Source organism: Maritimibacter sp. (genome assembly GCF_016774595.1).
GTDB classification, from domain to species: Bacteria; Pseudomonadota; Alphaproteobacteria; order Rhodobacterales; family Rhodobacteraceae; genus Maritimibacter; species Maritimibacter alkaliphilus.
Genome location: NZ_JACBWT010000001.1, coordinates 1536887 through 1561531, shown reverse-complemented (window position 1 = coordinate 1561531; position 24645 = coordinate 1536887). Strand labels below are relative to the sequence as shown.

The window sequence follows — 24645 nt, the reverse complement described above, 5'->3', positions numbered from 1 at the left end:
CTCGAGGTTCATCGCGTGATCGGAATCGTGATCGTTGCGCATGGCGGCCTTGCCGGTGAATACCTGTCTGCGGTCGAACACGTCGTCGGTAAACTTGAGGCCGTGCGGGCGATAAGAATCGCCGCGGATTGCGACCGTGGTCGCAAGCGGGCCGAGATCATGGCCGCCGCCGATGCGGTCGACCACGGCGATGGCGTGATCGTTGTCGTGGATATGTTCGGTGGGTCGCCGTCGAACCTGTCGTTGCCGGCCTGTGCGGGACGCAACCGCAAGATCCTGTACGGCGCGAACCTCCCCATGCTTGTCAAACTGGCGAAAACCCGCCACGGAACGGTGGAGGAGGCGACACGGGCAGCATTGGCCGCCGGTCGCAAGTACATTGACGCCATCGACGGCGTGCAGGCGGAGGACACGCATCCATGAGCACGTCGCTCGCACGCAAGATGAAGATCGTGAACGAAAAGGGCCTACATGCCCGCGCATCCGCGAAATTCGTCGATGTCGTCGAAAACCACGATGCGCGCGCCCGCGTCTCCAAGGACGGGATGGAGGCCGAGGGCGACTCGATCATGGGTCTGCTCATGCTCGCCGCGTCGCGGGGGAGCGAGATCGAGGTCGAGACCTCGGGGCCACAGGCCGAGGCGCTTATGGAGGCGCTCGATGCGCTCGTGGCTGACAAATTCGGCGAAGGCATGTAGAAACACGTCTTGCGCGAGTCGAGAACAAAGGGGGCATCCCGTTTGGATCAATCTGTAAACACCGTTGCGCGGGCCCGGGCGGCCCGCCGTGCCGCATCCGATCGGACTGATGCGGCCAAGCAGGGTGAGCAGTATTCGCCTGAAAAGCCTGCCCTTGGGCACACCTATACCAAGCGCGACCTCAGCTACGCCGACACCTTCGACAACAAGGTTCAGGCGCGTCTCATCCGCTGGATGGAGATGCTGACCGGCAAGCTGATGATCTTCCACATGATCAACAAGTTCGAAAAGCTCGGCGCGCCGACCGGTATCGACTTCTGGTCCGGCGCGATGAAGGCGATGGGGATCGACGTCAACACGCCGAAAGAGCAATACCTGAACATCCCGAAAGAGGGCCCCGTGGTCGTCGTGGCCAACCATACGCATGGTCTTGTCGATGGTATGGTGCTGGGCGACATGATTTCGCGCGTGCGGCCGGACTTTCAGATCCTGACGCGCTCGGTCCTGACCGGGCTTGACGAAGTCGCGTCGTCCTTCCTGATCCCGGTTCCGTTTCCGCATGACCCGGACGCGCAGGAAAAGGGCAAGGAAATGCGGGCGCAGGCGCTGGAACGGCTGAAGTCCGGCGGTGTCATCGCGGTGTTTCCGTCAGGTGTCGTCGCGGCGTCGGAAACGTGGTGGGGCCCGCCCGTCGAGGCGGAGTGGAACTTGTTCACGGCGCAGTTGATCCGCAAGACGGGCGCGACGGTCGTTCCGATCAAGTTCCATGGCCGCAACACCCGCGCCTACAACATCGCGAACAAGGTGTCCGCGACGATGCGGCAGGGGCTCTTGATCCATGAGATCGTCCGGGCCTGCAATCAGCCCCATGCGCCGACGATCGGCAAGGCGATCACGCCGGATGAGGTCGACGAGAAATGGACGAGCCCGCGCGAGTTCATCAAGTGGCTGCGCGAGCATACGCTGTCTTTGAAATCCTGAGGTTCAGGGCGCGCGCGGCCTGAACGCCGCCTTGGTCAGCGCGTCGGGACCGGCACGTCGCCGCGATAGTCGTAGAACCCGCGCCCGGTCTTACGCCCGAGCCAACCGGCCTCGACGTATTTCGTCAGGAGCGGGCAGGGGCGGTATTTGGTGTCCGCCAGCCCGTCATGCAGCACGTTCATGATCGCCAGACAGGTGTCGAGACCGATAAAGTCGGCCAGTTCCAACGGCCCCATCGGGTGATTTGCGCCAAGCTTCATCGACTGGTCGATCGACTTCACCGAACCGACGCCTTCGTAAAGCGTATAGACCGCCTCGTTGATCATCGGCATCAGGATGCGGTTCACGATGAAGGCCGGGAAATCCTCGGCGCTCGCGGCGGTCTTGCCAAGGTTCTCGACCACCTCCTGACAGGCTTCGAAAGTCGCCTGATCGGTGGCGATCCCGCGGATGAGTTCTACGAGCTGCATGACCGGCACCGGGTTCATGAAGTGGAACCCCATGAACTTTTCCGGCCGGTCGGTGCGCGAGGCGAGGCGCGTGATCGAGATCGACGAGGTGTTCGACGTCAGGATCGTCTCGGGTCCGAGATGCGGCAGCAGATCCTCGAAGATCGCCTGTTTGACCGTTTCACGCTCGGTCGCCGCCTCGATAATCAGGTCGGAGGGGCCAAGGTCGGTCAGCGTCAGCGTCGTCTTGATGCGGGCCATCGCGGCGTCCGCGTCCGACTGCGAAATCTTGTCGCGCGACACCTGACGCTCGAGGTTCTTTCGCACGGTGTCGAGCGCGGCGTCGAGCGCATCCTGGCTGATGTCCGTAAGCAGAACGTCGTACCCGGCCAGCGCCATCACATGCGCGATGCCATTGCCCATCTGCCCTGCGCCGACCACGCCCACCGTCTTGATTGCCATTTGCGACCCTTCCACTTGTCTGACGGACCATAGGCGCGGGCGGGTTCAGGGGGCAAGACCCAGCCGTTAACCGTGCCGCCAGAAAAGACCCCTCCCGGCCCGGCTGTCTTTAAGTGTTTGGCAACGAGTCCCTGACAGATTGTCTGTCGGGTGAAAAAATGGAGTGGGTGGAATGGCCTATGAAAACCTGGGCGAGAGTGCCCTTGACTATGTCCCGTGCCGGTACGGGAAATCCAAACTGTTGTTCCGGGGGCCGAAGCGCAAGTTGACCGCGCCTTACGTCGCGATGATCGGAGGGACCGAGACCTACGGAAAATTCGTCGAGACGCCGTTTCCGGCGCTGACGGAAAGCGTGCTCGACATGCCGGTGGTCAACCTTGGCTGCGTCAATGCAGGGATCGACGTGTTTTCACAGGACCGGACGGTCGTGGACATCTGTTCCAAGGCCGAGGTGACGGTCGTGCAGGTTACCGGTGTACAGAACATGTCGAACCGGTTCTACGCGGTGCATCCCCGGCGCAACGACAGGTTCCTGCGGGCCTCGAACCTGCTGAAAACGATCTACCGCGAGGTCGATTTCACCGAGTTCAACTTCACGCGCCATCTGCTCACGGCACTTCGCGCGACCTCGGCGGAAAAGTTCGCCATGGTCGAGCAGGAATTGCGCGAGGCGTGGGTCGCGCGGATGAAGACGTTGGTGTCGCGGATCGACAGCCGAGTGGTGCTTCTATGGCTTTCGAGCCATGCGCCGGACCGGGCCGAGACTGACACTGCGGACGGGGCTGACCCGCTCTTCGTCGACAGCGACATGCTGGACGCGGTGGCCCCGTTCGTCGAGGAGATCGTCGAGGTCGTGGTGACACCGGAAGAAATCGTCGACGGGTTCGCGGGCCTTGCCTTCAACGAGTTCGAGGAACCCGTGGCGCGCGGCATGTTGGGCACCGTCGCACATGCAAGGGCGGCCGCCGCGCTGGATGCGTCGCTCCGGCGATTGCTCTGATCCAATCAAAAAAGGCCCGCCGAACCGGCGGGCCTTTTCGTTGTGCATGTTGCCTGCGCGCCCTGTGTGGACGGCGCAAGAACGCCTTCCCGGCTCAGAGCTTTTCGATCAGCTCCGGGACGGCGGTGAAGAGGTCGGCGACGAGGCCGTAGTCGGCGACCTGGAAGATCGGGGCCTCTTCGTCCTTGTTGATCGCGACGATGACCTTGGAGTCCTTCATGCCCGCGAGGTGCTGAATGGCGCCCGAGATGCCGACGGCGACGTAGAGTTCCGGCGCGACGACCTTGCCGGTCTGGCCCACCTGCCAGTCGTTCGGGGCGAAGCCCGAGTCGACCGCGGCGCGGGAGGCGCCGACGGCGGCGCCCAGCTTGTCGGCCAGCTTTTCGATTAGCGCGAAGTCCTCTTCCGAGCCGACGCCGCGGCCGCCCGACACGACGATGCCCGCCGAGGTCAGTTCCGGGCGGTCGCTTTCGGCCACCTTGTCCTCGACCCATTCGGATTTGCCCGAGGCATCCGGCGCGCCGATGGTCTCGACACTCGCCGAACCGCCGTCTCCGGCCGCGTCGAAGGTCGAGGTCCGGAAGGTGATAACCTTCTTTTCATCTTTCGACTTTACGGTCTGGATCGCGTTCCCGGCATAGACCGGGCGTTCGAACGTATCGGCATCCACAACGGCGGAGGCATCCGAGATCACCATCACATCCAGAAGCGCGGCCACGCGCGGCATGATGTTCTTCGCGTCCGTCGTCGCGGGCGCGCAGATGTGCGAGTAATCCCCGGCGAGCGAGACGATGAGGTCCGCGGTCGCTTCGGCAAGGCGGTGGCCGAGGCTGTCGCCTTCCGCGACCAACACCTTGGCCACACCGTCGATCTTGGACGCGGCCTCACCAGCGGCCGCAGCCGAGGCGCCCGCGCAGAGCACGGTCACATCGCCAAGCGCCTTGGCGGCGGTGACGGCTTTCGCGGTGGCGTCCAGCGCGAGTTCGCCGGAGTTGACTTCGGCAAGAAGCAGAACGGCCATCACACGACCCCCTTCTCTTTGAGTTTCGACACGAGCTCATCGACGCTCTCGACCTTGATGCCCGCCGACCGCACCGGCGGCTCGGCGGTCTTGACCACCTCGAGGCGGGGCGCGACGTCGACGCCGTAATCGGCGGCGGTCTTTTCGTCCAAGGGCTTCTTCTTGGCCTTCATGATGTTGGGCAGCGACGCATAGCGCGGCTCATTGAGGCGCAGGTCGGCGGTGACGATGGCGGGCAGGCCCACCTTGATCGTCTGAAGACCGCCATCGACTTCGCGCGTCACGGTGGCCGCGTCGCCGTCAATGTCGAGCTCCGAGGCGAAGGTCGCCTGACCCCAGCCGAGCAGGGCGGCCAGCATCTGGCCGGTCGCGTTCATGTCGTTGTCGATCGCCTGCTTGCCGGCGATGACCAGCTTGGGCTGCTCTTCGTCCACGATCGCCTTCAGGATCTTGGCGACCGCCAGCGGCTCGATATCGGTGTGAACGTCGTCGGCCGCCACCACGAGGATCGCGCGGTCAGCCCCCATCGCCAGCGCCGTGCGCAGCGTTTCCTGCGCCTGTTTCACGCCGATCGAAACCGCGACCACTTCCTCGGCCTTGCCCGCTTCCTTCAGCCGGATCGCCTCTTCCACCGCAATCTCGTCGAAGGGGTTCATCGACATCTTAACATTCGCAAGATCGACACCGGAGCCGTCGGACTTAACCTTCGCCTTCACGTTGTAGTCGATCACGCGCTTCACAGGCACAAGCACCTTCATGAGCGTTCTCTCCCGTTGCGCCCCACCGGGGCAGTTGTCTGGGGCATGGTGTAGCGAGAATGTCGGGGGCGTCACAATGCCAAAGCGACCAAAAGTTGCGCTGCGACGCCGCGTTTCGGGGAATTGTGATACGGTGGCGTGACGTCAAATCGGCATGGGAGCGCAAACATGGAGAAGGTCACGGGAATCGGAGGCGTGTTCTTCCGGTCGAACGATCCGGCCGCGCTGGCGAACTGGTATCGCGACATGCTTGGCGTGAACCTCGTGCCGCAGGATGCCGATGGAATGCCGTGGATGCAGGAGGCGGGCCCGACCGTGTTCGCACCTTTCGCCGCCGACACCGATTACTTCGGCCGCGACAGCCAGCAATTCATGCTGAATTTCCGCGTGGCCGATCTGGATGCGATGCTCGCGCAGTTGCGCGGCGCGGGCATCGAGGTCAGCCACGAACAGGCGATGGACGGCATCGGTCGTTTCGCGCGCGTGCACGATCCGGAAGGCAATCCCATCGAGTTGTGGGAACCCGCCGGCTAGGGGTTTAGGTTCGGCAACAGCCGCGCTACCGTCCGCGTCAGGAGGTGCCCATGGTCACATTGCCGAATGCCGCCATCGTCGAATCGCGTGCCAAACTGATTATCGGTCTGGTCGGTGACTATTCGTTGGATACCCGGGGCGAGATCCCGAAACTCTACGAACAGTTCTTCGCCATTCGGGACGGGATCAAGCATCGCGTCTCGGACGTGCTGTACGGGATTTCGATGGGCGCAAAGCCGGATGGTTCGTTCCGCTATGGCGTGGGGATCGAGGTCGAAGAGGCCGAAGACCTGCCCGAAGGCGCGTGTGAACTGCACCTCGTCGATGGCGAATACGCCGTCTTCTCGCAGCGCACGCCGATTGCCGAACTGCCCGCGCGCTTCGACGCCGTCTTTGCCGAGTGGTTGCCGCAGTCGGATTTCGTGCAGCGTGAGGGTGCGGTGTTCGAATGCTACCCGGACGACGACAGTCCGGAAGACGGCAAGATGCTTTACGAGATCTGGGTGCCGGTCGCGCCGAAGTAATCAGCCCTGCTGTTTCAGCAGGCGCTGTTTCTGGCGATTCCAGTCCTTTTTGGCGGTATCCGCGCGCTTGTCGTGGACCTTCTTACCCTTCGCGATGCCGACCTTCATCTTCGCGATGCCGCGATGGTTGAAGTAAAGCACCAGTGGCACGATCGTCATGCCCTTGCGTTGGGTGTCGTTCCAAAGGCGCGCCAATTCCTTTTTTGAACACAGCAGCTTGCGCCGCCGACGCTCTTCGTGGCCAAAGGTCTTGGCCTGCTCGTAGGGCGCGATATAGCCGTTGACCAGCCACAGCTCTCCGTCCTCCACCGCCGCATAGCTTTCGGCGATGTTGGCGGAGTTCACCCGCAGGCTTTTCACCTCGGACCCTTCCAGCACGATGCCGACTTCGAGATCGTCCTCGATCGCATAGTCGAAACGCGCCCGCCGGTTCTCGGCGATCACCTTGTAGTTCTTGTTTTCATCGGTCTTGGCCATCGACCCCATGTAGGCGGGCGCGCCTCGCCTGTCCAGAGTGGCGCCGGGATGGTATGATCGGGGCTATTGGAACAGAGATTTCGGGGGGAGCCATGTTCAGGAGGTTATTTCTTGCGGCCAGTGCCGCGTTGCTCGCGGCACCGCTCTGGGCCGAGGAAAATCCGGCGCCCGCCACGGCGGACGGTTTCGACTTCGACAGGGTCAGCCCCATTCAGGTGCGCTATTCCGGTTCGCTCGCGGATGGGACGTTCACGATCACGGTTCTGCCGGGGTGGGTCGCCGTAAACGGCGGGACGGATGGGGCGATCTACGGCGATTTCGCAGGGGGAGACATCTGGATCGCCGACGACAAAAACGGACGGTTGATTTCGCTATCGGGCGCGGCGGCGATGCGTGATGCGACCGGTGGCGACGAGATCAGGTCGACGCAGGCGTTGGACGAAGCCTTCGCAAGGATGGAAGCCATCCTTCAGGAGCGGCTGGAGGGCGTGCCCGAGGATCAGAGGCCCGCGATGGAACAGGCGATGCGCGACGCGATGGGCCTGCCCCCGATGATCGAAACGGTGGGCGGGGAAGCCATGTCGCTCAACATCTACGAGCTATCGGATTTTCAGGACGATCAGGGCCGCGACGTCTATCGGGCCGAGGCCCGGTCGGGCGGCGAGCTGGCCCGTAGCTTCGAGCTTGTCGGGCTGGGCGATGTGCCGGAGGCCGGGAATGTCGTGAAAGCCATGGCGCTGCTGGTCGCGATGCACAGGCAGATCATGGGGGATGACCTGCCGGGCGAAAGCCTGATCCTCGACCTTCTGGCCGTGGGGGCCACCTATTTCATCATCTCGGCCACGGACCATCGGTCCGGCGAAAGCTGGAAGCTGGAGGGGATCAGGCCCTATGCGCTGGGCGTGGCCCCGGGTGGCGCCGATGCATTGCACAAGGCTATGGCCAGCGACGGGTGATCGCTGGCCGCAGCGCGTGAAATCAGTTCAGAAGGCCCGCGTGACGCATGGCGCTGTCCATGGCCGCCTTGGTCTCGTCCGACAGGGCCATGAGCGGCAGACGCACGTCCTCTTCGATAAGGCCAAGCTTGGACATGCCGTATTTCGCGCCCGACACGCCCGGCTCCATGAAGATCGCGCGATGCAGCGGCATCAGCCGGTCCGCGATTTCCAGCGCGGTGCCGTAGTCGCCCGCCAGCGTGGCGTTCTGCATCTCGGCACAGAGTTTCGGGGCCACGTTCGCGGTCACCGAGATGCACCCGACTCCGCCCATGGCGTTGAAGCCGTGCGCCGTCGCATCCTCGCCGGAAAGCTGGATGAAATCCTTGCCGCAGAGGTCGCGCTGCCAGGCCACGCGGGCCAGATCGCCCGTCGCGTCCTTCACGCCCACGATCATCTCGTGCTTTGCCAGTTCGGCCATGGTCGCCGGGGTCATATCGACCGCCGAGCGTCCGGGGATGTTGTAGATGATGATCGGCAGGCCGACCTCGGCAATGGCGAGGAAATGCGCGATCAGGCCGGTCTGGGTCGGCTTGTTGTAATAGGGCGTCACGACGAGCGCGGCATCCGCCCCCGCCTTTTTCGCGTGCTCGGTGAAGTGCAGCGCCTCGACCGTGTTGTTCGACCCGGTGCCCGCGATCACCTTGATCCGGCCATCGACGGCTTTGACCACCTCGTCGACCACCATCAGGTGCTCTTCGTGCAGAAGCGTGGGGCTTTCGCCGGTCGTGCCGACGGGGACGAGCCCGTGCGAGCCTTGCTCGATATGCCAGTCCACGAGCCGTTTGAGCGCATCGACATCCACCTTGCCGTCCTTGAACGGCGTCACAAGGGCCGGAATCGAACCTTTCAGCATGTCACGCTCCTGTTGCTATCTTCGTCCGTGGAAGGGCACGCGAGTCGCGCCCCGGTAAAACGCGGCGGAAACTAGCCGCAGTTGAACCAAATGCCAAGAATGTGTGTTGCGAGAACGATTTGGCGGGCTAGGTATGCGGACATGACGAGACGAGCCATGAATTTCGCCCGCCTTTTCCGCCGTTTGTTCCTTGTTCTCGTGGTGCTGTCCGCGCCTGCCCATGCGCAGGATGCCGCTGACGTCGCCGCGTTGAAGGAGGGACTTTCCCTCATGCGTGAGGGCAAATGGGACGATGCGCTGGAGGCCGCAGGACCGCCGGGCGCCTTGCCCCGCGACATCATCGAATGGAACCGCCTGCGGGCGGGCAAGGGCACTTTCGCCGAAAGCGTCGAGTTTCTGAGCCGGCATCCCGACTGGCCGGGCGAGGATCTGCTGCGCGAACGGACCGAAAGCTCGATCCCGCGCGATGCGGTCGTTCAGGATGTGCTGACCTTCTTTCAGGACGTGAAACCGCAGTCCGGCACCGGGGCGATCCGCTATGCGCGGGGCCTTTGGGAATCGGGCTACAAGGAAGAGGCTCAGGCGGAAGCGCGGCGCGCGTGGACGACCATGTCGCTCTCCCAGTCGCAGGAAGAGCAGTTCATGCACGACTGGCCCAAGACGCTCGCGGATTATCACTGGGAGCGGATGGATCATCTGCTCTGGCTCGGCCTGACGGACGAGGCCGAGCGGCACATGGCGCGCGTCTCGACCGATCAACAGATTCTCGCCCGTGCCCGGATCGCGCTGCGCAACACCGACCCCGGCGTGGATGCGATGATCGAAAAGGTGCCCGAGGCGCTTCAGGATGACCCCGGCCTCGCCTATGAGCGGATGCTCTGGCGGCTTCGGAAGGGCCGGATCGACGATGCGATCGAAATGGTCCTCGAACGGTCCACCTCGGCCGCGGCGCTGGGCCGCCCGGTGATGTGGGGCGACGAACGCCGCCGTTTCGCCCGCGAGAAGATGCGCGAGGGCGAAGCGCAAATGGCCTATGACCTCGCCGCGAACCACTACATCGACGAGGCGGTCTGGGACCGCGAGGACAACGAGTGGATCGCCGGGTTCGTGTCGCTGAGGATGCTGGACGATGCCGAAACGGCGCTGAAGCATTTCCAGTCGTTCCGCGAATCCGTCGACACGCCGATCAGCCTTGGCCGTGCCGGGTACTGGGAGGGCCGGGCATTCGAGGCGCTCGGACGCGAGGACGAGGCGCAGGCCGCCTATGCCTTCGGCGCGCAGCATCAGACCGCCTTCTACGGTCTTCTGGCCGCCGAAAAGGCAGGCCTGCCGATGGACCCGAAACTCGCCGGGACCGAGGAATTTCCCGACTACACCGAAGCCAGCTTCTGGGGCACCCCGATCATGGAGGCCGCGCGTCTGGTCGCGGCGCTGGACGAGTATTACCTGACGCAGCGCTTCGTCGTGCATCTGTCCGAGCGGCTCGATCGCACCGAAACCGGGCAGTTGGCCGATTGGGCCGAGGATGTCGGGCTGCCATACGTCATGCTCAAGATCGCCAAGCATTCGGTGAACTTCGAAAAGGTGCTCGAACGCGCCTATTTCCCGACACCGGAGATCGGGAGCGGCAATCCCAACGTGCCGCGCGCGCTGGAGATGGCGATTTCCCGGCGCGAGAGTGAGTTCAACCATACGGTCCGCTCCCATGCCGGGGCGCTGGGGCTCATGCAGCTCATGCCCGGCACGGCGCGCGACATGGCGAACCGTCTGGGCATCGACTATGCGCCGGCCAAATTGACCACGGACATGGAATACAACGCGCGGCTGGGCTCGGAATACCTCGCCTGGCTGATGGAGCGGTTCGGGGACAATCCGGTGCTGATCGCGGTCGCCTATAACGCGGGTCTCGGGCGCGCCTACAACTGGTCCGAGGAACGCGGCGACCCACGCGACCCGGACGTTGACGTGATCGACTGGATCGAGATGATCCCCTTCGACGAAACCCAGAACTACGTGATGCGGGTGACCGAAACGCTCCCGATCTACGAGGCGCGGCTCAAGGGCGAAGTCGGCGAGTTGAACTTCACCGCAATGCTGAAGCGCCGCTGACCTTGCGGCCCTTCTGCCGTTCGCGCCATGCCGTGAACAGCCCGGCGCCGACCACGATTGCGGCGCCGAGCGCCACGTTCCACTCGATGGATTCGCCGAAGAACAGGATCGCGATGATCGAAACGAAGACGAGCTGGAAATAGGCGAAGGGCTGAACCGCGCTCGCCTCGGCCACCTCGTAACAGCGGATCAAAAGGTAGTGCCCGAGCGCGCCTGTGATGCAGAGCATCGCCATCCAGATCCAGTCGGGGCGCTCCATCGGTTCCCAGTGGAACGCGCCGACGGCGGTGATGGCCACGACCCCGGCGATCCCGGTCCAGAAGAACGAGGTCTGCGCGCTGTCCTTGCGCGCCGCGTAGCGTGTGGCGAGCCCGTAGATCGCGAAGAGGAACGCGGCGGCGACCGCGATCAGCGCCTCGGGCGCGAACACGGCGAAGCCCGGTTGCAGGATGATGAGGATGCCGATGAACCCCACCCCGATGGCGAGCCACCGGCGCGGCCCGACGGTTTCCCCCAGCACCGGACCGGAGAGCGCCGCGATCATCAGCGGGTAGGAGGCGAAGATGGCGTGCGTCGGGATCAGGCCCAGCACCACGAAAGCATAGATGGTGACCAGCACCTCGACGATCAGGATCACGCCCCGGAACGATTGCAGGAACGGCTGGCTGGTCGCGACCGCGCGGCGGAGCCCCCCGGCGCTGCGGGCCGCCATGACGGTGACGAACAGCGCGAAGAACCAGTAGCGGATCATCACGATCAGATAGACGTTGTACTTGTCGGCGAGCAGCCGCGAGACCCCGTCCTGCACCGCGAAGGTGAAGACCGCGCCGAGCATCAGGATGATGCCGGCCTTCGTGTTCTGAACCGCCATCAGACGCCCTTTCGTGCCACGGTCATGTGGCGTTTGTGGCCGTAGCCGGGCCGACGCTCGACGGCGAACCCCGCATCCGCCAGCCCTCGGCGCACGAAACCCGCCGCAGTATAGGTTGCCGCCGTGCCGCCCGGAGCCGTGTGGCGCCAAACCTCGGCCATCATTTCCGGCGACCACAGTTCCGGGTTCTTGGCGGGCGAGAACCCGTCCAGAAACCACGCATCCGCTTCGCCGGGCCATTTGGGCAGCGTCTCGCGCGCATCGCCTTCGATCACCTCGACCGTCACCGGGCCGACCGTGAAGAACCGGCCCCCCTGATCCCAGACGTCAAGGAACGGGTCCGCGACCGAACGCGCCTCGGGAAACGCCTCGAGTGCATGGGCAATATCCTCGCCGCTCATGGGAAAAGCCTCGAACGAGGTGAAGCGGATCGGGACATTCGTTTCACTCAAGGCCAGAACCATCGCCAGCATGTTCAGCCCGGTTCCAAAGCCAAGTTCGGCCACATGGAACCCCGGCACGCAGCGGTCGGGCAGCCCGTTCCCGTCAAGGAACACATGCCGGGTTTCGGCCAGCCCGTTCGCGATGGAAAAATAGGGGTCGTCGAACCGGGTCGAGACCGGGATCGCCCCGTCGCGCCATTCCAACGTCGCTCTCTGGCTCATTTCCGGCCGATCCCCTATCAGTTCGCCAGACGATCCATGACGGAGGGCCTCTGGCTTGGCAATGGTAGACGTGACCGTGCGTGGGGCGGGCGCTTTCGGCCTCTCCGTCGCCTATGCCTGCGCGGCCCGTGGTGCCCGTGTCCGCGTGGTCGACCCCAACGGCGTCGGCGGCGGGGCCTCTGGTGGCATCGTCGGGGCGCTGGCCCCCCATGTGCCGGAAAACTGGAATCCGAAAAAGGCGTTCCAGTTCGCCGCTCTGGACATGGGCGAGGCTTTCTGGCGCGCCGTCGAAGAGGTGGGCGGCGTGCCGTCTTCCTACGCGCGTACCGGACGGCTCCAACCGATTGCCGACGATCACGCGCTTGCCCTGGCGGAAGCGCGGGCCGAGACGGCGCGCGCGCTGTGGGAGGGGCGCTATGCGTGGGAGGTGGTCGAGGCGACCGGTGCTTGGACACCGCTTTCACCTACGGGCAGGCTGATCCACGACACGCTGACCGCGCGGATGTTCCCCCGTCACGCCTGCGCCGCGCTCGCGGCCGCAGTTCAGGCGCTGGGCGGTTCCATCGTGTCGGACGCGTCGGAAGAGGGTGCGGTGGTCTGGGCGACGGGTGCGGCGGGGCTTGAGGCCCTGAGCGCCGAACGGGGGCGCATGGTGGGGGTCGCCGTCAAGGGGCAGGCGGCGCTCCTCGATGTCGACGCCCGCGACTTGCCGCAGATATTTGCGGACACCGTGCATATTGTGCCCCATGCGAACGGCACGACCGCGATCGGCTCCACCTCCGAACGTGACTTCGGCGCAGCGGATACCACCGATGACCAGCTCGACGCGGTGATTGTCCGCGCCCGCGCTGCCGTGCCCGCACTTGCCGATGCGCCGGTTCTCGAACGCTGGGCCGGGCTGCGCCCCCGTGCCCGCACCCGCGCGCCGATGCTGGGCACATGGCCCGGCAAGCCGGGACATTTCATCGCCAATGGTGGCTTCAAGATCGGGTTCGGCATCGCGCCGATGGTGGGGCAGGTCATGGCCGATCTGATCCTCGACGGTCGCGACACGATCCCCGCCGAGTTCAGACCCGAAGCCAGTTTCTGATTTTCTGTCGCCAGAAACCTCAGACCCGCCGCGCCGGGCATCCTACGATATGGTCGTTCACCAACCCGCAGGCCTGCATCCACGCATAGACGATGGTCGGGCCGCAGAAACGGAACCCGGCTTTCTTGAGGTCTTTCGAGATCTGCGTCGATAGCGGTGTCGAGGCAGGCACTTCGCCGAGTGACGCGAAGTCGTTCACCAAAGGCGCGCCGCCGACATAGCCCCACATCCGATCCGCAAAGACCTGCGCCCCGCCCATGTCGAGATAGGCTTGCGCATTGCCGATGGTCGCTTCGATCTTGCCGCGATGGCGAATGATGCCTTCGTTGGTTAACAGACGCGCCACCTCGGGCTCTCCCCAAGACGCGATGACCTCGGGCTCGAAGCCCTCGAAGGCCGCCCGGAAGTTCTCGCGCTTGCGCAGAATCGTGATCCAGCTCAGCCCCGCCTGAAACCCGTCGAGGATGAGCTTTTCCCACAAGGCGCGTCCGTCGTATTCCGGCACGCCCCATTCCGTGTCGTGGTAGGCCACATAAAGCGGGTCGTCCCCGCACCAGCCACAGCGTTCACCCATCGCGATTTACCTCGAATCCGAAATTTTACTGCTTCTTAGCAGGTCTGGCGCAATGGTGGCGATGCATTGGCGTTTGAGGTTGGTATGCGCTTTGAAATCCCCGACGAACCGGATGTCGTCCTGTCCAGTCCGCTGACCATCGCGATCCAGCAACGGGACCGCGATACCATGGCCATGGTGCGTCGCGCCGTGCATACGAAACAGGTCATGCTCGCCTTTCAGCCCGTGATGCGTGCGCAGGCCGCCGATACAGTGGCGTTTTACGAGGGGTTGATCCGCGTTCTCGACCATACGGGCCGGATCATCCCGGCCAAGGACTTCATCGACGTGGTGGAGGAGCAGGAACTGGGGCGCATCATCGATGCCCTCGCGCTCGAACTCGGTCTGGCCGCGTTGGAGGAGGAGCCTTCGCTCAGGTTGTCGATCAACATGTCGGCCCGGTCCATCGGCTATCCGCGATGGAAGACGGTGCTCAGGCAGGGGTTGGAGCGTGATCCCACGCTGGGCGAGCGACTGATCCTCGAAATCACGGAACGCACCGCCATCGTCATGCCCGATCTGGTGCAGGTCTTCATGTCCGAGATGCAGGCCGAGGGTATCTCGTTCGCGCTGGACGATTTCGGTGCGGGCTATACGGCGTTCCGCTACCTGCGCGACCTCTACTTCGACATTCTCAAGATCGACGGCGAGTTCATTCGCGGCATCGCCGACAATCCGGACAATCAGGTGATCGCTCAGGCCATGCTGTCGCTCGCGCGGCACTTCGACATGATGACGGTGGCGGAATGCGTCGAGACACTCGAGGACGCGCAGTTCATGGCCGACAACGGCTGCGACTTCCTGCAAGGCTACTTCTTCGGGGCGCCGACCATACGCCCGTGGTGGAAGGGCGAGGGGCTGGAACAGCGTCAACGCGCGTGACGCTGCGTCACTGTCAACCTTGATTCATTCTGCCGTGCAGCATAATGGTACGACCGACGCGGATGTGGGGGAGAATCGTGCGATTGCACGGTCTGCATCGGCGAACCCCATGCACCGGCCCCTGCCGGATCTGACCTGGAGAGGACATACCATGACGAATGTCGTAATCGCTTCGGCTGCACGCACACCCGTGGGCAGCTTCAATGGCTCGTTTGCGAACACCCCTGCCCACGACCTCGGATCGGTCGTTCTGGAGGCGCTGGTCGCGCGTGCCGGGATCGACAAGTCCGAAGTAAGCGAAACGATTCTCGGTCAGGTTCTGACCGGCGGCCAGGGTCAGAACCCGGCCCGTCAGGCGCATATCAACGCCGGTCTGCCGAAAGAAAGCGCGGCTTGGAGCATCAACCAGGTCTGCGGTTCGGGCCTTCGCGCCGTCGCGCTGGCCGCCCAGCACGTTCAGCTCGGCGATGCCGATATCGTCGCTGCGGGCGGGCAGGAAAACATGAGCCTCAGCCCCCACGTCGCGCATCTGCGTGCCGGTCACAAGATGGGCGACATGAAGTTCATCGACTCGATGATCAAGGACGGGCTGTGGGATGCCTTCAACGGCTACCACATGGGTCAGACCGCCGAAAACGTGGCCGAGCAGTGGCAGATCACCCGCGACATGCAGGACGAATTCGCCGTGGCGTCGCAGAACAAGGCCGAGGCGGCCCAGAAGGCCGGCAAGTTCGCGGACGAGATCGTGCCGTTCGTGGTGAAGACCCGCAAGGGCGACATCACCGTCGATCAGGACGAATACATCCGTCACGGCGCGACGATGGACGCGATGCAGAAACTGCGCCCGGCCTTCACCAAGGACGGCTCGGTGACCGCCGCCAACGCCTCGGGCATCAACGACGGTGCGGCTGGCGTGCTGGTCATGTCGGCGGACGATGCCGAGAAGCGCGGAATCCAGCCGCTTGCCCGCATCGCCTCCTACGCGACCGCCGGTCTCGACCCGTCGATCATGGGCGTCGGCCCGATCTACGCGTCGCGCAAGGCGCTGGAAAAGGCCGGGTGGAAGGCATCGGACCTCGACCTCGTGGAAGCGAACGAAGCCTTCGCCGCCCAAGCCTGCGCGGTGAACAAGGACATGGACTGGGACCCGGCCATCGTGAACGTGAACGGCGGCGCCATCGCCATCGGCCACCCGATCGGCGCATCCGGCGCCCGCATCCTGAACACGCTGCTGTTCGAGATGCAGCGGCGCGACGCGAAAAAGGGCCTCGCCACGCTTTGCATCGGCGGCGGCATGGGCGTTGCGATGTGTCTCGAACGTCCGTGACGGAGTAGACTTGGAACCGGGCCCTGAGGGGCCCGTTTTCATATCATGGCAAAGCGACCCGATAACCCCGCGCAGATCGTCTTTTCCGGCGGTGGCCTTCGCTGTTTTTGGCAGGGCGGGTTCATGACGCGACTGGCGGAGGCCGGAGTGAACTATACGCCCGAACGCGTCACCGGCGTGAGCGGTGGGGCCCTCGCGGGGGCGGCCTGGCTTGCCGGATACGAGCGAAAGCTGCTGGACGAGATGTGCGCGGCCTTCGAGAAGCGCGATACGAACTTCGATCTGTTCGCCGCCGACGCGGACGGCATCACACCACATCAGGAGCTTTACTGTTCGGTCGTCGATCGGGTCATCGACGCGAGCGCCGCGAAACAAATCGCCGCGGGCCCGTCGTATCAGATCCTGATCGGACATCCACCGGAGACGGGGCTTCCAACCATGACCGGTGCGGCATTGGCCTTGGCCTATGAGGCCGAGTTGCACACGATCAATTCCCCCCATTTTAATTGGGCCGAAAAGATGGGGCTGACCGCCGAACTGGTCGACGCGAACGACGCGGCACGAAACGGGAAGCTGGTCGAACTCGTCAATGCGGCGGCCGTGATTCCGCCTGTGTTCGAGCCGCCCCTGTGGAACGACAAGCGTGTGGTGGACGGCGGCATGGCGGATCAGGCGCCGATGCCGGAGCCGAACGAGGGCGAGACGCTGGTGCTGCTGACGCGGCCCTATGAATGCCTGCCCGACATCGAAGGGCGGGTCTATGTCTGGCCGAGCGAAGAAACGCCGGCCGACAAGATCGACTTCACCGACCCGCAAAAACTGCGGGATACGTGGGCGCTGGGCGAGGCCGACGCCGAAAAGTTTCTGGCGCAGGGCTAGGTAATATTGTTGCGCTATCTTGGTGTATTGAGTAACAGAGTTACCGGACTGAAATGACAATTGGAGGACATCTTATGGGCAGAGTGGCACTTGTGACGGGGGGATCCCGCGGCATTGGCGAGGCCATTTCAAAGGGTCTCAAGGCGGCGGGATTCGACGTCGCGGCGACCTATGCGGGCAATGACGAAGCCGCGGCGAAATTCACCGAAGAGACCGGCATCAAGACTTACAAATGGAACGTGGGTTCCTATGAGGAATCGAAGGCCGGGATCGAAAAGGTCGAGGCCGAGATCGGGCCGATCGACGTGGTTGTGGCGAACGCTGGCATCACCCGCGACGCGCCGTTTCACAAGATGACGCCGGAGCAGTGGCAGCAGGTGATCGACACCAACCTGACGGGCGTGTTCAACACCGTTCATCCGGTCTGGCCGGGGATGCGCGAGCGCAAGTTCGGGCGCGTGATCGTCATTTCGTCGATCAACGGTCAGAAAGGCCAGTTCGGTCAGGTGAACTACGCGGCCACCAAGGCCGGCGACCTCGGCATCGTCAAATCGCTGGCACAGGAAGGTGCGCGCGCGGGCATCACCGCCAATGCGATCTGCCCCGGCTATATCGCGACCGAGATGGTAATGGCGGTGCCGGAAAAGGTCCGTGAATCGATCATCGCGCAAATCCCGGCTGGCCGACTGGGCGAACCGGAGGAAATCGCGCGCTGCGTGGCGTTCCTCGCGTCCGATGACGCCGGGTTCATCAACGGCTCGACCATTTCCGCGAACGGCGCGCAGTTCTTCGTCTGACGCGCCTTCTCTGGGAGGAGAGGAAACCGGCCTTTCGGGGCCGGTTTTTTCGTGGCAGATGGTGCGCATGACGCAATCCCGTGCCACCTTGATCGGCTTTACCGCCGTGCTGCTCTGGGCGCTTCTGGCGCTGTTCACCGTTGGCACGGCGCCGGTTCCGCCACTGCAGTTGAATGCGATCTGCTTCGCCATCGGTGGGGTGATCGGGTTGGTGTGGGTCAGCGCGACCGGGGGTTGGGCGCGGCTTCGGGCGGTGCCGTGGACGGTCTATGCCTTCGGGACGGCGGGTCTGTTCGGTTATCACTTCTTCTATTTCAGCGCGCTCAGGCTTGCACCCGCCGCCGAGGCCGGGCTGATCGCCTATCTCTGGCCGCTTCTGATCGTCCTGTTCTCTGGTCTGTTGCCCGGCGAACGGCTGCGGTCGGGGCATATCGTGGGCGCGCTCGTCAGTTTCGCGGGGGCGGCACTTCTGCTGTCGCGGGGCAGTGGCGGGTTCAGTGCCGAGGCGCTGCCGGGCTACATCTTCGCGGTGCTCTGCGCGCTGACATGGTCCAGTTATTCGGTCCTGTCACGGCGGTTGGGCGCGATGCCGACGGATACGGTCGCCATTTACTGCGTGGCGACGGCGGTGTTGTCGGCGGTTGCGCATCTTGTCGTGGAAACGACGACATGGCCCGAGACCGGCATTGGCTGGGTTTCGGTCGTTGCCTTGGGCCTTGGTCCGGTCGGGCTGGCCTTTTACACGTGGGACGTGGGGGTCAAGCGCGGAAACATCCAACTGCTTGGCACCGCAAGTTATGCAGCACCCTTGCTGTCGACCTTCGTCCTGATCGCATTCGGGGTCGCGCAATCCAGCCCTGTGCTGATCCTCGCGGCGGCTCTGATTACGTTCGGTGCGTTTCTTGCGGCCCGCGCAGGTCGTTCGCCTGCGCGGTGAGTGTGAGGCTCAGGTGGTGGCGAGACGCTCGATCTCGTCCTTCAGCATGAGTTTCTGCTTCTTCAAGGAGCTGATTTCGGTGTCCGGGGTGCTCGGGCTGCGCTGCGCGGCTTCGACCTGCACGGCCAGCGCCTCGTGTTTCCGGCGGAGTTCCTTCAAGCGCGCACTCAAATCCATGGGGTCCTCCTATTTGGTTATGTAGACCTAAATTGGAGCATAGAACCGCGAGTCTGTCACGAAATCGTTTCAAAACTCGGCGTCTTGGCAAACAAATGCCAAGGATTCAGGTTCTAATGCGTCAGAAAATATCAATGCGATTGAAGGATCACTACCAGAGCGGAAGCGCGGCACCATCCCGCAGGATTGCCGACACCTCACGGCGGTAGGATTCCGAGTCGCCCACATGCTCGGCCCCGTCATGCAATATGAGCGGGGAGGCCAGTCGAAATTCACCCCGTCCGCCTTTGCGGGCCTGAACGAGGATGAGAACCGCCGCGCGCCCTTCGCGGGGAAGCAGCGGCTTGACCAGTATGCTGCCCATGCGGTCGTCGAAACCCCGCAGAATCTCCGGCAGTCTTTCGGCTTTCTGGATGATCGTCATGTATCCCCGGTGCTTCAGTCGCCGCGTGCCGACATCGATCCATGTGGCGAGCGGCGTATCCTCGAACAGCGCGGCGGCCCGTCCGGCATCGTCCGAAGTCGTGGAGCGTTCCCGCAGGTGATAGGGCGGGTTCATGATGACGTGATCGTAGCTTTCCTCTTTCACCTCCGAGGGCAGGTCCGAAATATCGGCTTCCACCACGTCCATGTCGATGTCGTTGTCGAAGGAATTCTTTCGTGCGAGGTCGGCATAGTCCGCCTGCCGCTCAACCCCGACAAGGCGGATGCCCGGCACCCTCGTCGCCAGGCAAAGCCCGGCAGCCCCGGCGCCGCAGCCCAGATCAAGCACGCTCTCGCCATCATGTGCGGCCACGGAGGCAGCCAGAAAGACAGGGTCGACGCCCGCGCGGTAGCCGTCGCGTGGTTGCATCAGCACAAGCTGTCCGCCGAGGAACTTGTCCTCGGTCACAAGTTGGCGGGCAAACCCCATACTCATTCCTCCTCGAGCTCAATACCGTTCTCGGTCAGCACGCGGCGCGCGCGGACGTAATCATCGGCCCGAACCATAAGGCGACGAGGTAAAATACCTATTGATCCCTCGAGGGTGCTCATATGGACGTCCATCGGAAAGGCAGGTATACCTTCGCCCGATAAAAGGGCGCTCGCAAAGGCGATGATGGTCGGGTCTGTGGTGCGAAGAAGCTCTTTCATATATGGGACTTAGGACTGAAATCGACCGGATGTCGAGGCCATCGTCCGGGCGGCATGAAGAGAGACATCACGTGCTGGACCAAAAAGCGCACAAACCCCACGAACGGCTCGCGGCCCATCTGAAAGACGACTTGTCGCAGGTGGACGAGATGATTCGCGCCCGTATGGCGTCGGAGCATGCCCCCCGCATCCCCGAAGTGACGGCACATCTGGTGGATGCAGGCGGCAAGCGTCTGCGCCCGATGCTGACCCTCGCCTCGGCGCGGCTCTGCGGCTACGAGGGCGGGCATCACATTCACCTCGCCACGGCGGTCGAGTTCATCCACACCGCGACGCTCCTGCATGACGACGTGGTGGACGAAAGCGGTCAGCGGCGCGGGCGCCCGACCGCGAACCTTCTGTGGGACAACAAGTCAAGCGTGCTGGTGGGCGACTACCTGTTCGCACGCTCGTTCCAGCTGATGACCGAGGCGGATTCGCTTCGGGTGCTTCAGGTTCTGTCCAACGCGTCGGCCACCATCACCGAAGGCGAGGTGCTGCAACTGACCGCGGCGCAGGATCTGGGCACGACCGAAGACACCTATTTCAAGGTGGTGCGCGGCAAGACGGCTGCCCTGTTCGCGGCCGCGACCGAGGTGGGGGGCATTCTTGCGGGCGTGTCCGAGGACCGCATCAAGGCGCTGCACGACTACGGCGACGCGCTGGGCATCGCGTTTCAGGTGGTCGACGATCTGCTGGATTTCTGGGGCGGCGACGCGACGGGCAAGAACATTGGGGATGATTTCCGCGAGCGGAAGCTGACCCTGCCGATCATCAAGGCGATCGCGCGCGGCGACGATGAAGAGCGCGCATTCTGGAAGCGGACGCTTGAGAAGAACGATCAGCGCGACGGCGATCTGGAACGGGCGTTGGAGATCATGACGGCCCATGGCGCGCTGGATGACACGCGGGCCGCGGCGCTGGACTGGGCCGCCCGCGCCAAGGCCTGTCTCGACGCTTTGCCGGAAGACCCGATCCGCGACATGCTGAGCGACATCGCGGACTATGTGGTCGCGCGCCTGAACTGACATGAGCGAAGCTGGCGTCTATTTCCACGGCTTGCCCGGCGGGCCTGCCGAGCTTGACGCGCTGGGGCCGGGCTCACCGTTGACGGCGATCGACCGGATGGGCGTCGCGGGCGACGACTACCCTGCGCGGCTCGAGGCGGTGGCGGACAGGTTGCAGGCCGGTGCCCCGTATCGCATCGTCGCGTTTTCGCTTGGGGCCATGTCGGCGCTTAGGCTGGCGGCGGCGCATCCCGACCTCGTGCGGGAGTTGGTGCTGATCGGGCCGGCCGGTCCGCTTCAACTGGGCGACTTTCTGTCGGATATGGCCGGGCGTCCCGTTTTCGAGGCGGCGCAGCGCGGCGGCTTTCCGTTCAAAGGCTTCGTTTATGGGCAAGCGAGTGCGATCCGGATGATGCCGCAATCGTTTCTGGAAAGCCTGTTTCGTGGCGCGCCCGTCCACGACAAGGCCCTGCTGGTCGATCCCGACATCATGGATGGACTGATCGCCGCGTGGCGGTCGGCGTTGTTGAGCGCCCGCGCGGCTTATCGCGACGAGCTTGCGGCCTATGTCGAGGACTGGTCCGATGTGCCGGGCCGGGTGACGGTGCCCGTCACGATCCACATGGGCGCGGCCGACTCCTGGGTGCCGCCTGCCATGGTAAAGGCGCTCGCCAAATCCCTCGGGACCGAACCCGAGATGATCGAACATCCGGGCCTCGGTCACTACGGAACGGCAAGCAAGGTTCTGCTCGACATCAGGTAAGCGTGGCCGGGACGACCCACCAATCCGGGTGCAACTCCGCCAACGCGGCTGCGGCGCCATTCGCGGCTTCCCGGCTGGCGAAAAGCGCAAAACAGGTCGCACCGGACCCGGACATGCGCGCAAGACGTGCGTCCGGCAGCGTGGTGAGCGCGGCGAGCACATCGACGATCACCGGGGCGACCTGCATCGCGGGATCTTCCAGATCGTTTCGTTGGGCTGCGAGCCAGTCGATAAGCTGCTTGGTGCCCTGCCACTTCGGCAGTTTGCGCGGCATCGGGGCGTTCGTCTTGCTGGCCAAGGCCTTGAAGACGGCGGGCGTCGGGACTTCGACGCGGGGGTTGGCCAGAACCGCATGAAGCTGTGGCAGCGGGCCGACCGGCTCGACGATTTCCCCGATCCCGGACATCCGTGCGGCTTGCCGCGTCAGGCAGACACGCACGTCGGCGCCAAGCTGTGCCGCCCCCTCGGGCAGGGTGCGTTCGCCGGTCAGGTCGGACATCGCCAGCAAAGTGGCGGCGGCGTCCGACGACCCGCCACCGATCCCGGATGCAGGGGGCAGATGCTTGGACAACGTGATGGCGACCGGCTGATCGAACAGCTCCGCTGCCCGCCAGACAAGGTTCCTCGCGTCGGTCGGAACCCCGTCTGACATCGGGCCGGTCACGTCGAGCGACAGTTCGTCCGCCGCCATGACGGACACACGGTCCCCCACGTCGGCGAAGGCCACGAGGCTGTCGAGCAGGTGATAGCCGTCCTTGCGCTGCCCGGTGACATGCAGCGTCAGGTTCACCTTGGCCGGTGCGAAAACCTTAGTTAGCAGCCGCGCTCTCCTGCCGAAGGATGGGATCGCCGCCTTCCTCTTCCAGCACCTTGTCCAGACCGACCTCGAGCTTGCGGCGGATGCGGTCAGGTTTGACCTCTTCGAGGTTCGTCTCATCGGTGATGAAGCTTAACGCGCGGCTCCACTGGAATTCCGCCTCGCGGGTGCGGCCCACGGCCCAGTAGACGTCGCCGAGGTGATCGTTCACGACCGGGTCCACCGGCATCAGCGACACGGCTTTTTCCATCTGCGGCACGGCTTCTTCGTATCGGCCCAGCCGGTAATAGACCCAGCCGAGGCTGTCGACGATGTATCCTTCGTTCGGGCGCTGATCGACGGCCTTCTCGATCATGCCGAGCGCCTCGTCGAGGTTTTCGCGCTTTTCCACGAGCGAGTAACCGAGGTAATTGAGAACCGAAGGCTGGTCGGGCTCAAGTTCCAGCGCCTTTCGGAAATCGCGCTCGGCGTCGTCCCACCGGCCACCGCGTTCGTTCACGATGCCACGGGCGAAATAGACCGCCCATTGCGCCGCCACTTCCTCGGGATAGAGCGAAATTGCGCGGTCATAGGCCGCAATCGCCTCGGGCCAGGCTTCTTCGTAGCGATAGGCATCGCCGAGCGCGACATGCACGGGGGCGAGATCGGGGTAGCGATCCGCCAGTGTCGTCAGCGTTTCGATGCCCGCGTCTGCCTGATCCGAACGCCGCAACGCGCTTGCCTTGCCCATCATGGCCTGCACATAGGCGCGGCTGTCCGGGGCGATCTGGTCGTAGGTCTGCACGGCGAGTTCGTGGTTCTGCATGTCCTCGAACACCGCGGCACAGAGCAGCGTGGCACTCACGTTCTCGGGGTCGAGGAATTGCGACAGCCGGGCGTAGATCAGGACGAGGCTGGGGCTCGCATCATTGGCGAGCACTTCCGCCACGTTGTAAAACAGGGCTGAAAGCCCGTCCTTGGGCGATTTGACCGAGTCGAATTCGACCGTTGCGCCGCTTTCCAGTTCGGCACGCAGCATCGCGATTTCTTCGTCGCCGGTGTTCGGCAATTGCGCGTCGAGCAGGGCGATGGCGTCGTTGTTGCGTTCCAACTGGCTTAGGATCTGCGCATAGGCGATGACGCCCGAGCGGTTCAGGGCAAGCTCGACGCCCGCCTCGCCAGACAGGATCGCGGCCGCACCCTCGTAGTCACCGACATATGCAAGCGCCTGCGCTTTCTGGAAGGCCGAGACCTGTTTCGCGACGTCGTCCTGCGACAATTCCTCGAAAATTTCGAGCGCGCGGGACATGCGGCCATCGCCGATGGCGGTCCATGCCAGAATGAGCGGGTCCATCAGGCCACCGACCGAGAAACCGCCGTTCATGGTGTCTTCGACCGCAGCCCAATCCTCACGCCCCATCGCGTCCCCTAAAAGGACGATCTGGCCGAGTTCATTGCCCTCGGACATCTCGACGAGGCGCCGGGCCACCGGAACGGCTTGGTCGATCTGTCCGAGACCGAGATGCGCGACCAGCAGCCCCTCCATGATCCCGGCATTGTCGGGACGTTCGGCAAGGGCGCGGGTGCCGTATTCGACCAGAGCCTCGAAATCGGCATTCGCGTCGGCGGACCGCGCCGCGAGATACGCCCCGGTGAAACCGTCGGTCGACTGAGCCGAGATCGGCAAAGCGGTGAGGGCGAGAAACGACGCGACACCAAGCGTGCGGGCCGTTTGGAACAGTCGGGGCAAGGGGCACCTCTCCTCAGATGGACATGGAGAAACCTAACGTCGCGCCCGAGCGGG

The 24645-nt window shown here is 64.0% G+C and carries 29 protein-coding genes; 16 read left to right on the top strand and 13 right to left on the bottom strand.

The genetic code is table 11. The features are described from left to right. The first annotated feature begins 15 nt into the window (after positions 1–15). Genes HOY44_RS07990 through HOY44_RS07980 form a run of 3 tightly spaced genes read left to right on the top strand, consistent with a single transcriptional unit; the run spans position 16 to position 1679 of the window. Positions 16–423, top strand: coding sequence for a PTS sugar transporter subunit IIA (locus tag HOY44_RS07990; RefSeq protein WP_008333392.1), 408 nt, complete (start codon positions 16–18; stop codon positions 421–423). Next, entirely contained in the window at positions 420–698 is a 279-nt protein-coding gene (locus HOY44_RS07985; RefSeq protein WP_008333394.1) for an HPr family phosphocarrier protein, read from the top strand. The genes HOY44_RS07990 and HOY44_RS07985 overlap by 4 nt, the downstream gene beginning before the upstream one ends. 42 nt (positions 699–740) lie before the next feature. After that, entirely contained in the window at positions 741–1679 is a 939-nt protein-coding gene (locus HOY44_RS07980; RefSeq protein WP_287434116.1) for a lysophospholipid acyltransferase family protein, read from the top strand. Positions 1680–1714: 35 nt separating this feature from the next. Here the strand turns inward: HOY44_RS07980 and HOY44_RS07975 are convergent, their stop codons facing one another. Beyond that, entirely contained in the window at positions 1715–2590 is an 876-nt protein-coding gene (locus HOY44_RS07975) for a 3-hydroxybutyryl-CoA dehydrogenase (RefSeq protein ID WP_040885048.1), read from the bottom strand. A 172-nt stretch (positions 2591–2762) separates the two neighbouring features. Between HOY44_RS07975 and HOY44_RS07970 the strand changes: the two genes are divergently transcribed. Beyond that, entirely contained in the window at positions 2763–3590 is an 828-nt protein-coding gene (locus tag HOY44_RS07970) for a DUF6473 family protein (protein ID WP_287434115.1), read from the top strand. Between the two features lie 94 nt (positions 3591–3684). Here the strand turns inward: HOY44_RS07970 and HOY44_RS07965 are convergent, their stop codons facing one another. Beyond that, complete coding sequence (locus HOY44_RS07965) at positions 3685–4611, bottom strand: electron transfer flavoprotein subunit alpha/FixB family protein (protein WP_138422019.1); 927 nt, start codon at positions 4609–4611, stop codon at positions 3685–3687. Beyond that, entirely contained in the window at positions 4611–5369 is a 759-nt protein-coding gene (locus tag HOY44_RS07960) for an electron transfer flavoprotein subunit beta/FixA family protein (protein WP_008333406.1), read from the bottom strand. Before HOY44_RS07960 ends, HOY44_RS07965 begins: the two co-directional genes overlap by 1 nt. Before the next feature lie 168 nt (positions 5370–5537). Between HOY44_RS07960 and HOY44_RS07955 the strand changes: the two genes are divergently transcribed. Further along, positions 5538–5903: a VOC family protein gene (locus tag HOY44_RS07955; protein WP_287434111.1), complete on the top strand. Its 366-nt coding sequence runs from the start codon at positions 5538–5540 to the stop codon at positions 5901–5903. A 50-nt stretch (positions 5904–5953) separates the two neighbouring features. Then, the gene (locus tag HOY44_RS07950) at positions 5954–6427 is read left to right on the top strand and encodes a GyrI-like domain-containing protein (protein ID WP_287434110.1); all 474 of its coding nucleotides are present in this window, start codon (positions 5954–5956) and stop codon (positions 6425–6427) included. Here HOY44_RS07950 and smpB read toward each other — a convergent pair whose 3' ends face one another. Further along, a complete protein-coding gene (smpB, locus tag HOY44_RS07945) occupies positions 6428–6904 on the bottom strand; it encodes an SsrA-binding protein SmpB (RefSeq protein ID WP_040885747.1) in 477 nt (158 codons plus the stop codon). Positions 6905–6996: 92 nt separating this feature from the next. On the opposite strand from smpB, the gene HOY44_RS07940 reads away from it, so the two are divergent. Continuing rightward, a complete protein-coding gene (locus tag HOY44_RS07940) occupies positions 6997–7860 on the top strand; it encodes a hypothetical protein (RefSeq protein WP_287434109.1) in 864 nt (287 codons plus the stop codon). Between the two features lie 22 nt (positions 7861–7882). Here HOY44_RS07940 and dapA read toward each other — a convergent pair whose 3' ends face one another. Then, positions 7883–8755 (bottom strand): 4-hydroxy-tetrahydrodipicolinate synthase, encoded by an 873-nt coding sequence (dapA, locus tag HOY44_RS07935; RefSeq protein WP_008333415.1) that lies wholly within the window; start codon positions 8753–8755, stop codon positions 7883–7885. 156 nt (positions 8756–8911) lie between these two features. On the opposite strand from dapA, the gene HOY44_RS07930 reads away from it, so the two are divergent. Then, the gene (locus HOY44_RS07930) at positions 8912–10864 is read left to right on the top strand and encodes a lytic transglycosylase domain-containing protein (RefSeq protein WP_287434107.1); all 1953 of its coding nucleotides are present in this window, start codon (positions 8912–8914) and stop codon (positions 10862–10864) included. Here the strand turns inward: HOY44_RS07930 and HOY44_RS07925 are convergent. Continuing rightward, positions 10839–11735 carry a DMT family transporter gene (locus HOY44_RS07925; protein WP_287434105.1) on the bottom strand — a complete coding sequence of 299 codons (897 nt, stop codon included), beginning with the start codon at positions 11733–11735 and terminating at the stop codon, positions 10839–10841. The genes HOY44_RS07930 and HOY44_RS07925 overlap by 26 nt on opposite strands. Further along, complete coding sequence (gene mnmC2, locus HOY44_RS07920) at positions 11735–12400, bottom strand: tRNA (5-methylaminomethyl-2-thiouridine)(34)-methyltransferase MnmC2 (protein ID WP_287434103.1); 666 nt, start codon at positions 12398–12400, stop codon at positions 11735–11737. Before mnmC2 ends, HOY44_RS07925 begins: the two co-directional genes overlap by 1 nt. Before the next feature lie 61 nt (positions 12401–12461). Between mnmC2 and HOY44_RS07915 the strand changes: the two genes are divergently transcribed. Further along, positions 12462–13490 (top strand): NAD(P)/FAD-dependent oxidoreductase, encoded by a 1029-nt coding sequence (locus HOY44_RS07915; RefSeq protein ID WP_287434733.1) that lies wholly within the window; start codon positions 12462–12464, stop codon positions 13488–13490. Positions 13491–13509: 19 nt separating this feature from the next. Here HOY44_RS07915 and HOY44_RS07910 read toward each other — a convergent pair whose 3' ends face one another. After that, positions 13510–14064 (bottom strand): DNA-3-methyladenine glycosylase I, encoded by a 555-nt coding sequence (locus tag HOY44_RS07910; RefSeq protein ID WP_287434102.1) that lies wholly within the window; start codon positions 14062–14064, stop codon positions 13510–13512. An 84-nt stretch (positions 14065–14148) separates the two neighbouring features. Here HOY44_RS07910 and HOY44_RS07905 point away from each other — a divergent pair, with 84 nt between their 5' ends. The 5 genes from HOY44_RS07905 (at position 14149) to yddG (ending at position 18925) form a co-directional block, all read left to right on the top strand. Next, entirely contained in the window at positions 14149–14985 is an 837-nt protein-coding gene (locus HOY44_RS07905) for an EAL domain-containing protein (RefSeq protein ID WP_287434100.1), read from the top strand. 151 nt (positions 14986–15136) lie between these two features. Beyond that, positions 15137–16312, top strand: a complete 1176-nt coding sequence (locus HOY44_RS07900) for an acetyl-CoA C-acetyltransferase (protein ID WP_040885060.1) — start codon at positions 15137–15139, stop codon at positions 16310–16312. 45 nt (positions 16313–16357) lie between these two features. Next, positions 16358–17191: a patatin-like phospholipase family protein gene (locus HOY44_RS07895; protein ID WP_287434098.1), complete on the top strand. Its 834-nt coding sequence runs from the start codon at positions 16358–16360 to the stop codon at positions 17189–17191. A gap of 74 nt (positions 17192–17265) precedes the next feature. Continuing rightward, positions 17266–17988, top strand: coding sequence for an acetoacetyl-CoA reductase (phbB, locus tag HOY44_RS07890; RefSeq protein ID WP_008333425.1), 723 nt, complete (start codon positions 17266–17268; stop codon positions 17986–17988). A 67-nt stretch (positions 17989–18055) separates the two neighbouring features. After that, positions 18056–18925: an aromatic amino acid exporter YddG gene (yddG, locus tag HOY44_RS07885; protein WP_287434096.1), complete on the top strand. Its 870-nt coding sequence runs from the start codon at positions 18056–18058 to the stop codon at positions 18923–18925. Positions 18926–18934: 9 nt separating this feature from the next. On the opposite strand, the gene HOY44_RS07880 is transcribed toward yddG, so the two are convergent. The 3 genes from HOY44_RS07880 to HOY44_RS07870 all read right to left on the bottom strand — a co-directional run bounded on the left by HOY44_RS07880 (position 18935) and on the right by HOY44_RS07870 (position 20236). Continuing rightward, a complete protein-coding gene (locus tag HOY44_RS07880; RefSeq protein WP_008333427.1) occupies positions 18935–19102 on the bottom strand; it encodes a YdcH family protein in 168 nt (55 codons plus the stop codon). Positions 19103–19253: 151 nt separating this feature from the next. Then, positions 19254–20015, bottom strand: coding sequence for a tRNA1(Val) (adenine(37)-N6)-methyltransferase (locus HOY44_RS07875; protein ID WP_287434094.1), 762 nt, complete (start codon positions 20013–20015; stop codon positions 19254–19256). A gap of 2 nt (positions 20016–20017) precedes the next feature. Beyond that, positions 20018–20236 (bottom strand): putative signal transducing protein, encoded by a 219-nt coding sequence (locus HOY44_RS07870; RefSeq protein ID WP_008333434.1) that lies wholly within the window; start codon positions 20234–20236, stop codon positions 20018–20020. Between the two features lie 71 nt (positions 20237–20307). Between HOY44_RS07870 and HOY44_RS07865 the strand changes: the two genes are divergently transcribed. After that, positions 20308–21303, top strand: a complete 996-nt coding sequence (locus HOY44_RS07865) for a polyprenyl synthetase family protein (protein WP_008333436.1) — start codon at positions 20308–20310, stop codon at positions 21301–21303. A gap of 1 nt (position 21304) precedes the next feature. Further along, positions 21305–22045: an alpha/beta fold hydrolase gene (locus HOY44_RS07860; RefSeq protein ID WP_138422009.1), complete on the top strand. Its 741-nt coding sequence runs from the start codon at positions 21305–21307 to the stop codon at positions 22043–22045. On the opposite strand, the gene HOY44_RS07855 is transcribed toward HOY44_RS07860, so the two are convergent. Both HOY44_RS07855 and HOY44_RS07850 read right to left on the bottom strand, forming a co-directional pair. After that, positions 22038–22865 (bottom strand): 4-(cytidine 5'-diphospho)-2-C-methyl-D-erythritol kinase, encoded by an 828-nt coding sequence (locus tag HOY44_RS07855; RefSeq protein WP_287434732.1) that lies wholly within the window; start codon positions 22863–22865, stop codon positions 22038–22040. The two genes, HOY44_RS07860 and HOY44_RS07855, sit on opposite strands and share 8 nt — an antisense overlap. After that, positions 22855–24591, bottom strand: a complete 1737-nt coding sequence (locus tag HOY44_RS07850) for a tetratricopeptide repeat protein (RefSeq protein ID WP_287434092.1) — start codon at positions 24589–24591, stop codon at positions 22855–22857. Before HOY44_RS07850 ends, HOY44_RS07855 begins: the two co-directional genes overlap by 11 nt. Positions 24592–24645: the final 54 nt, after the last annotated feature.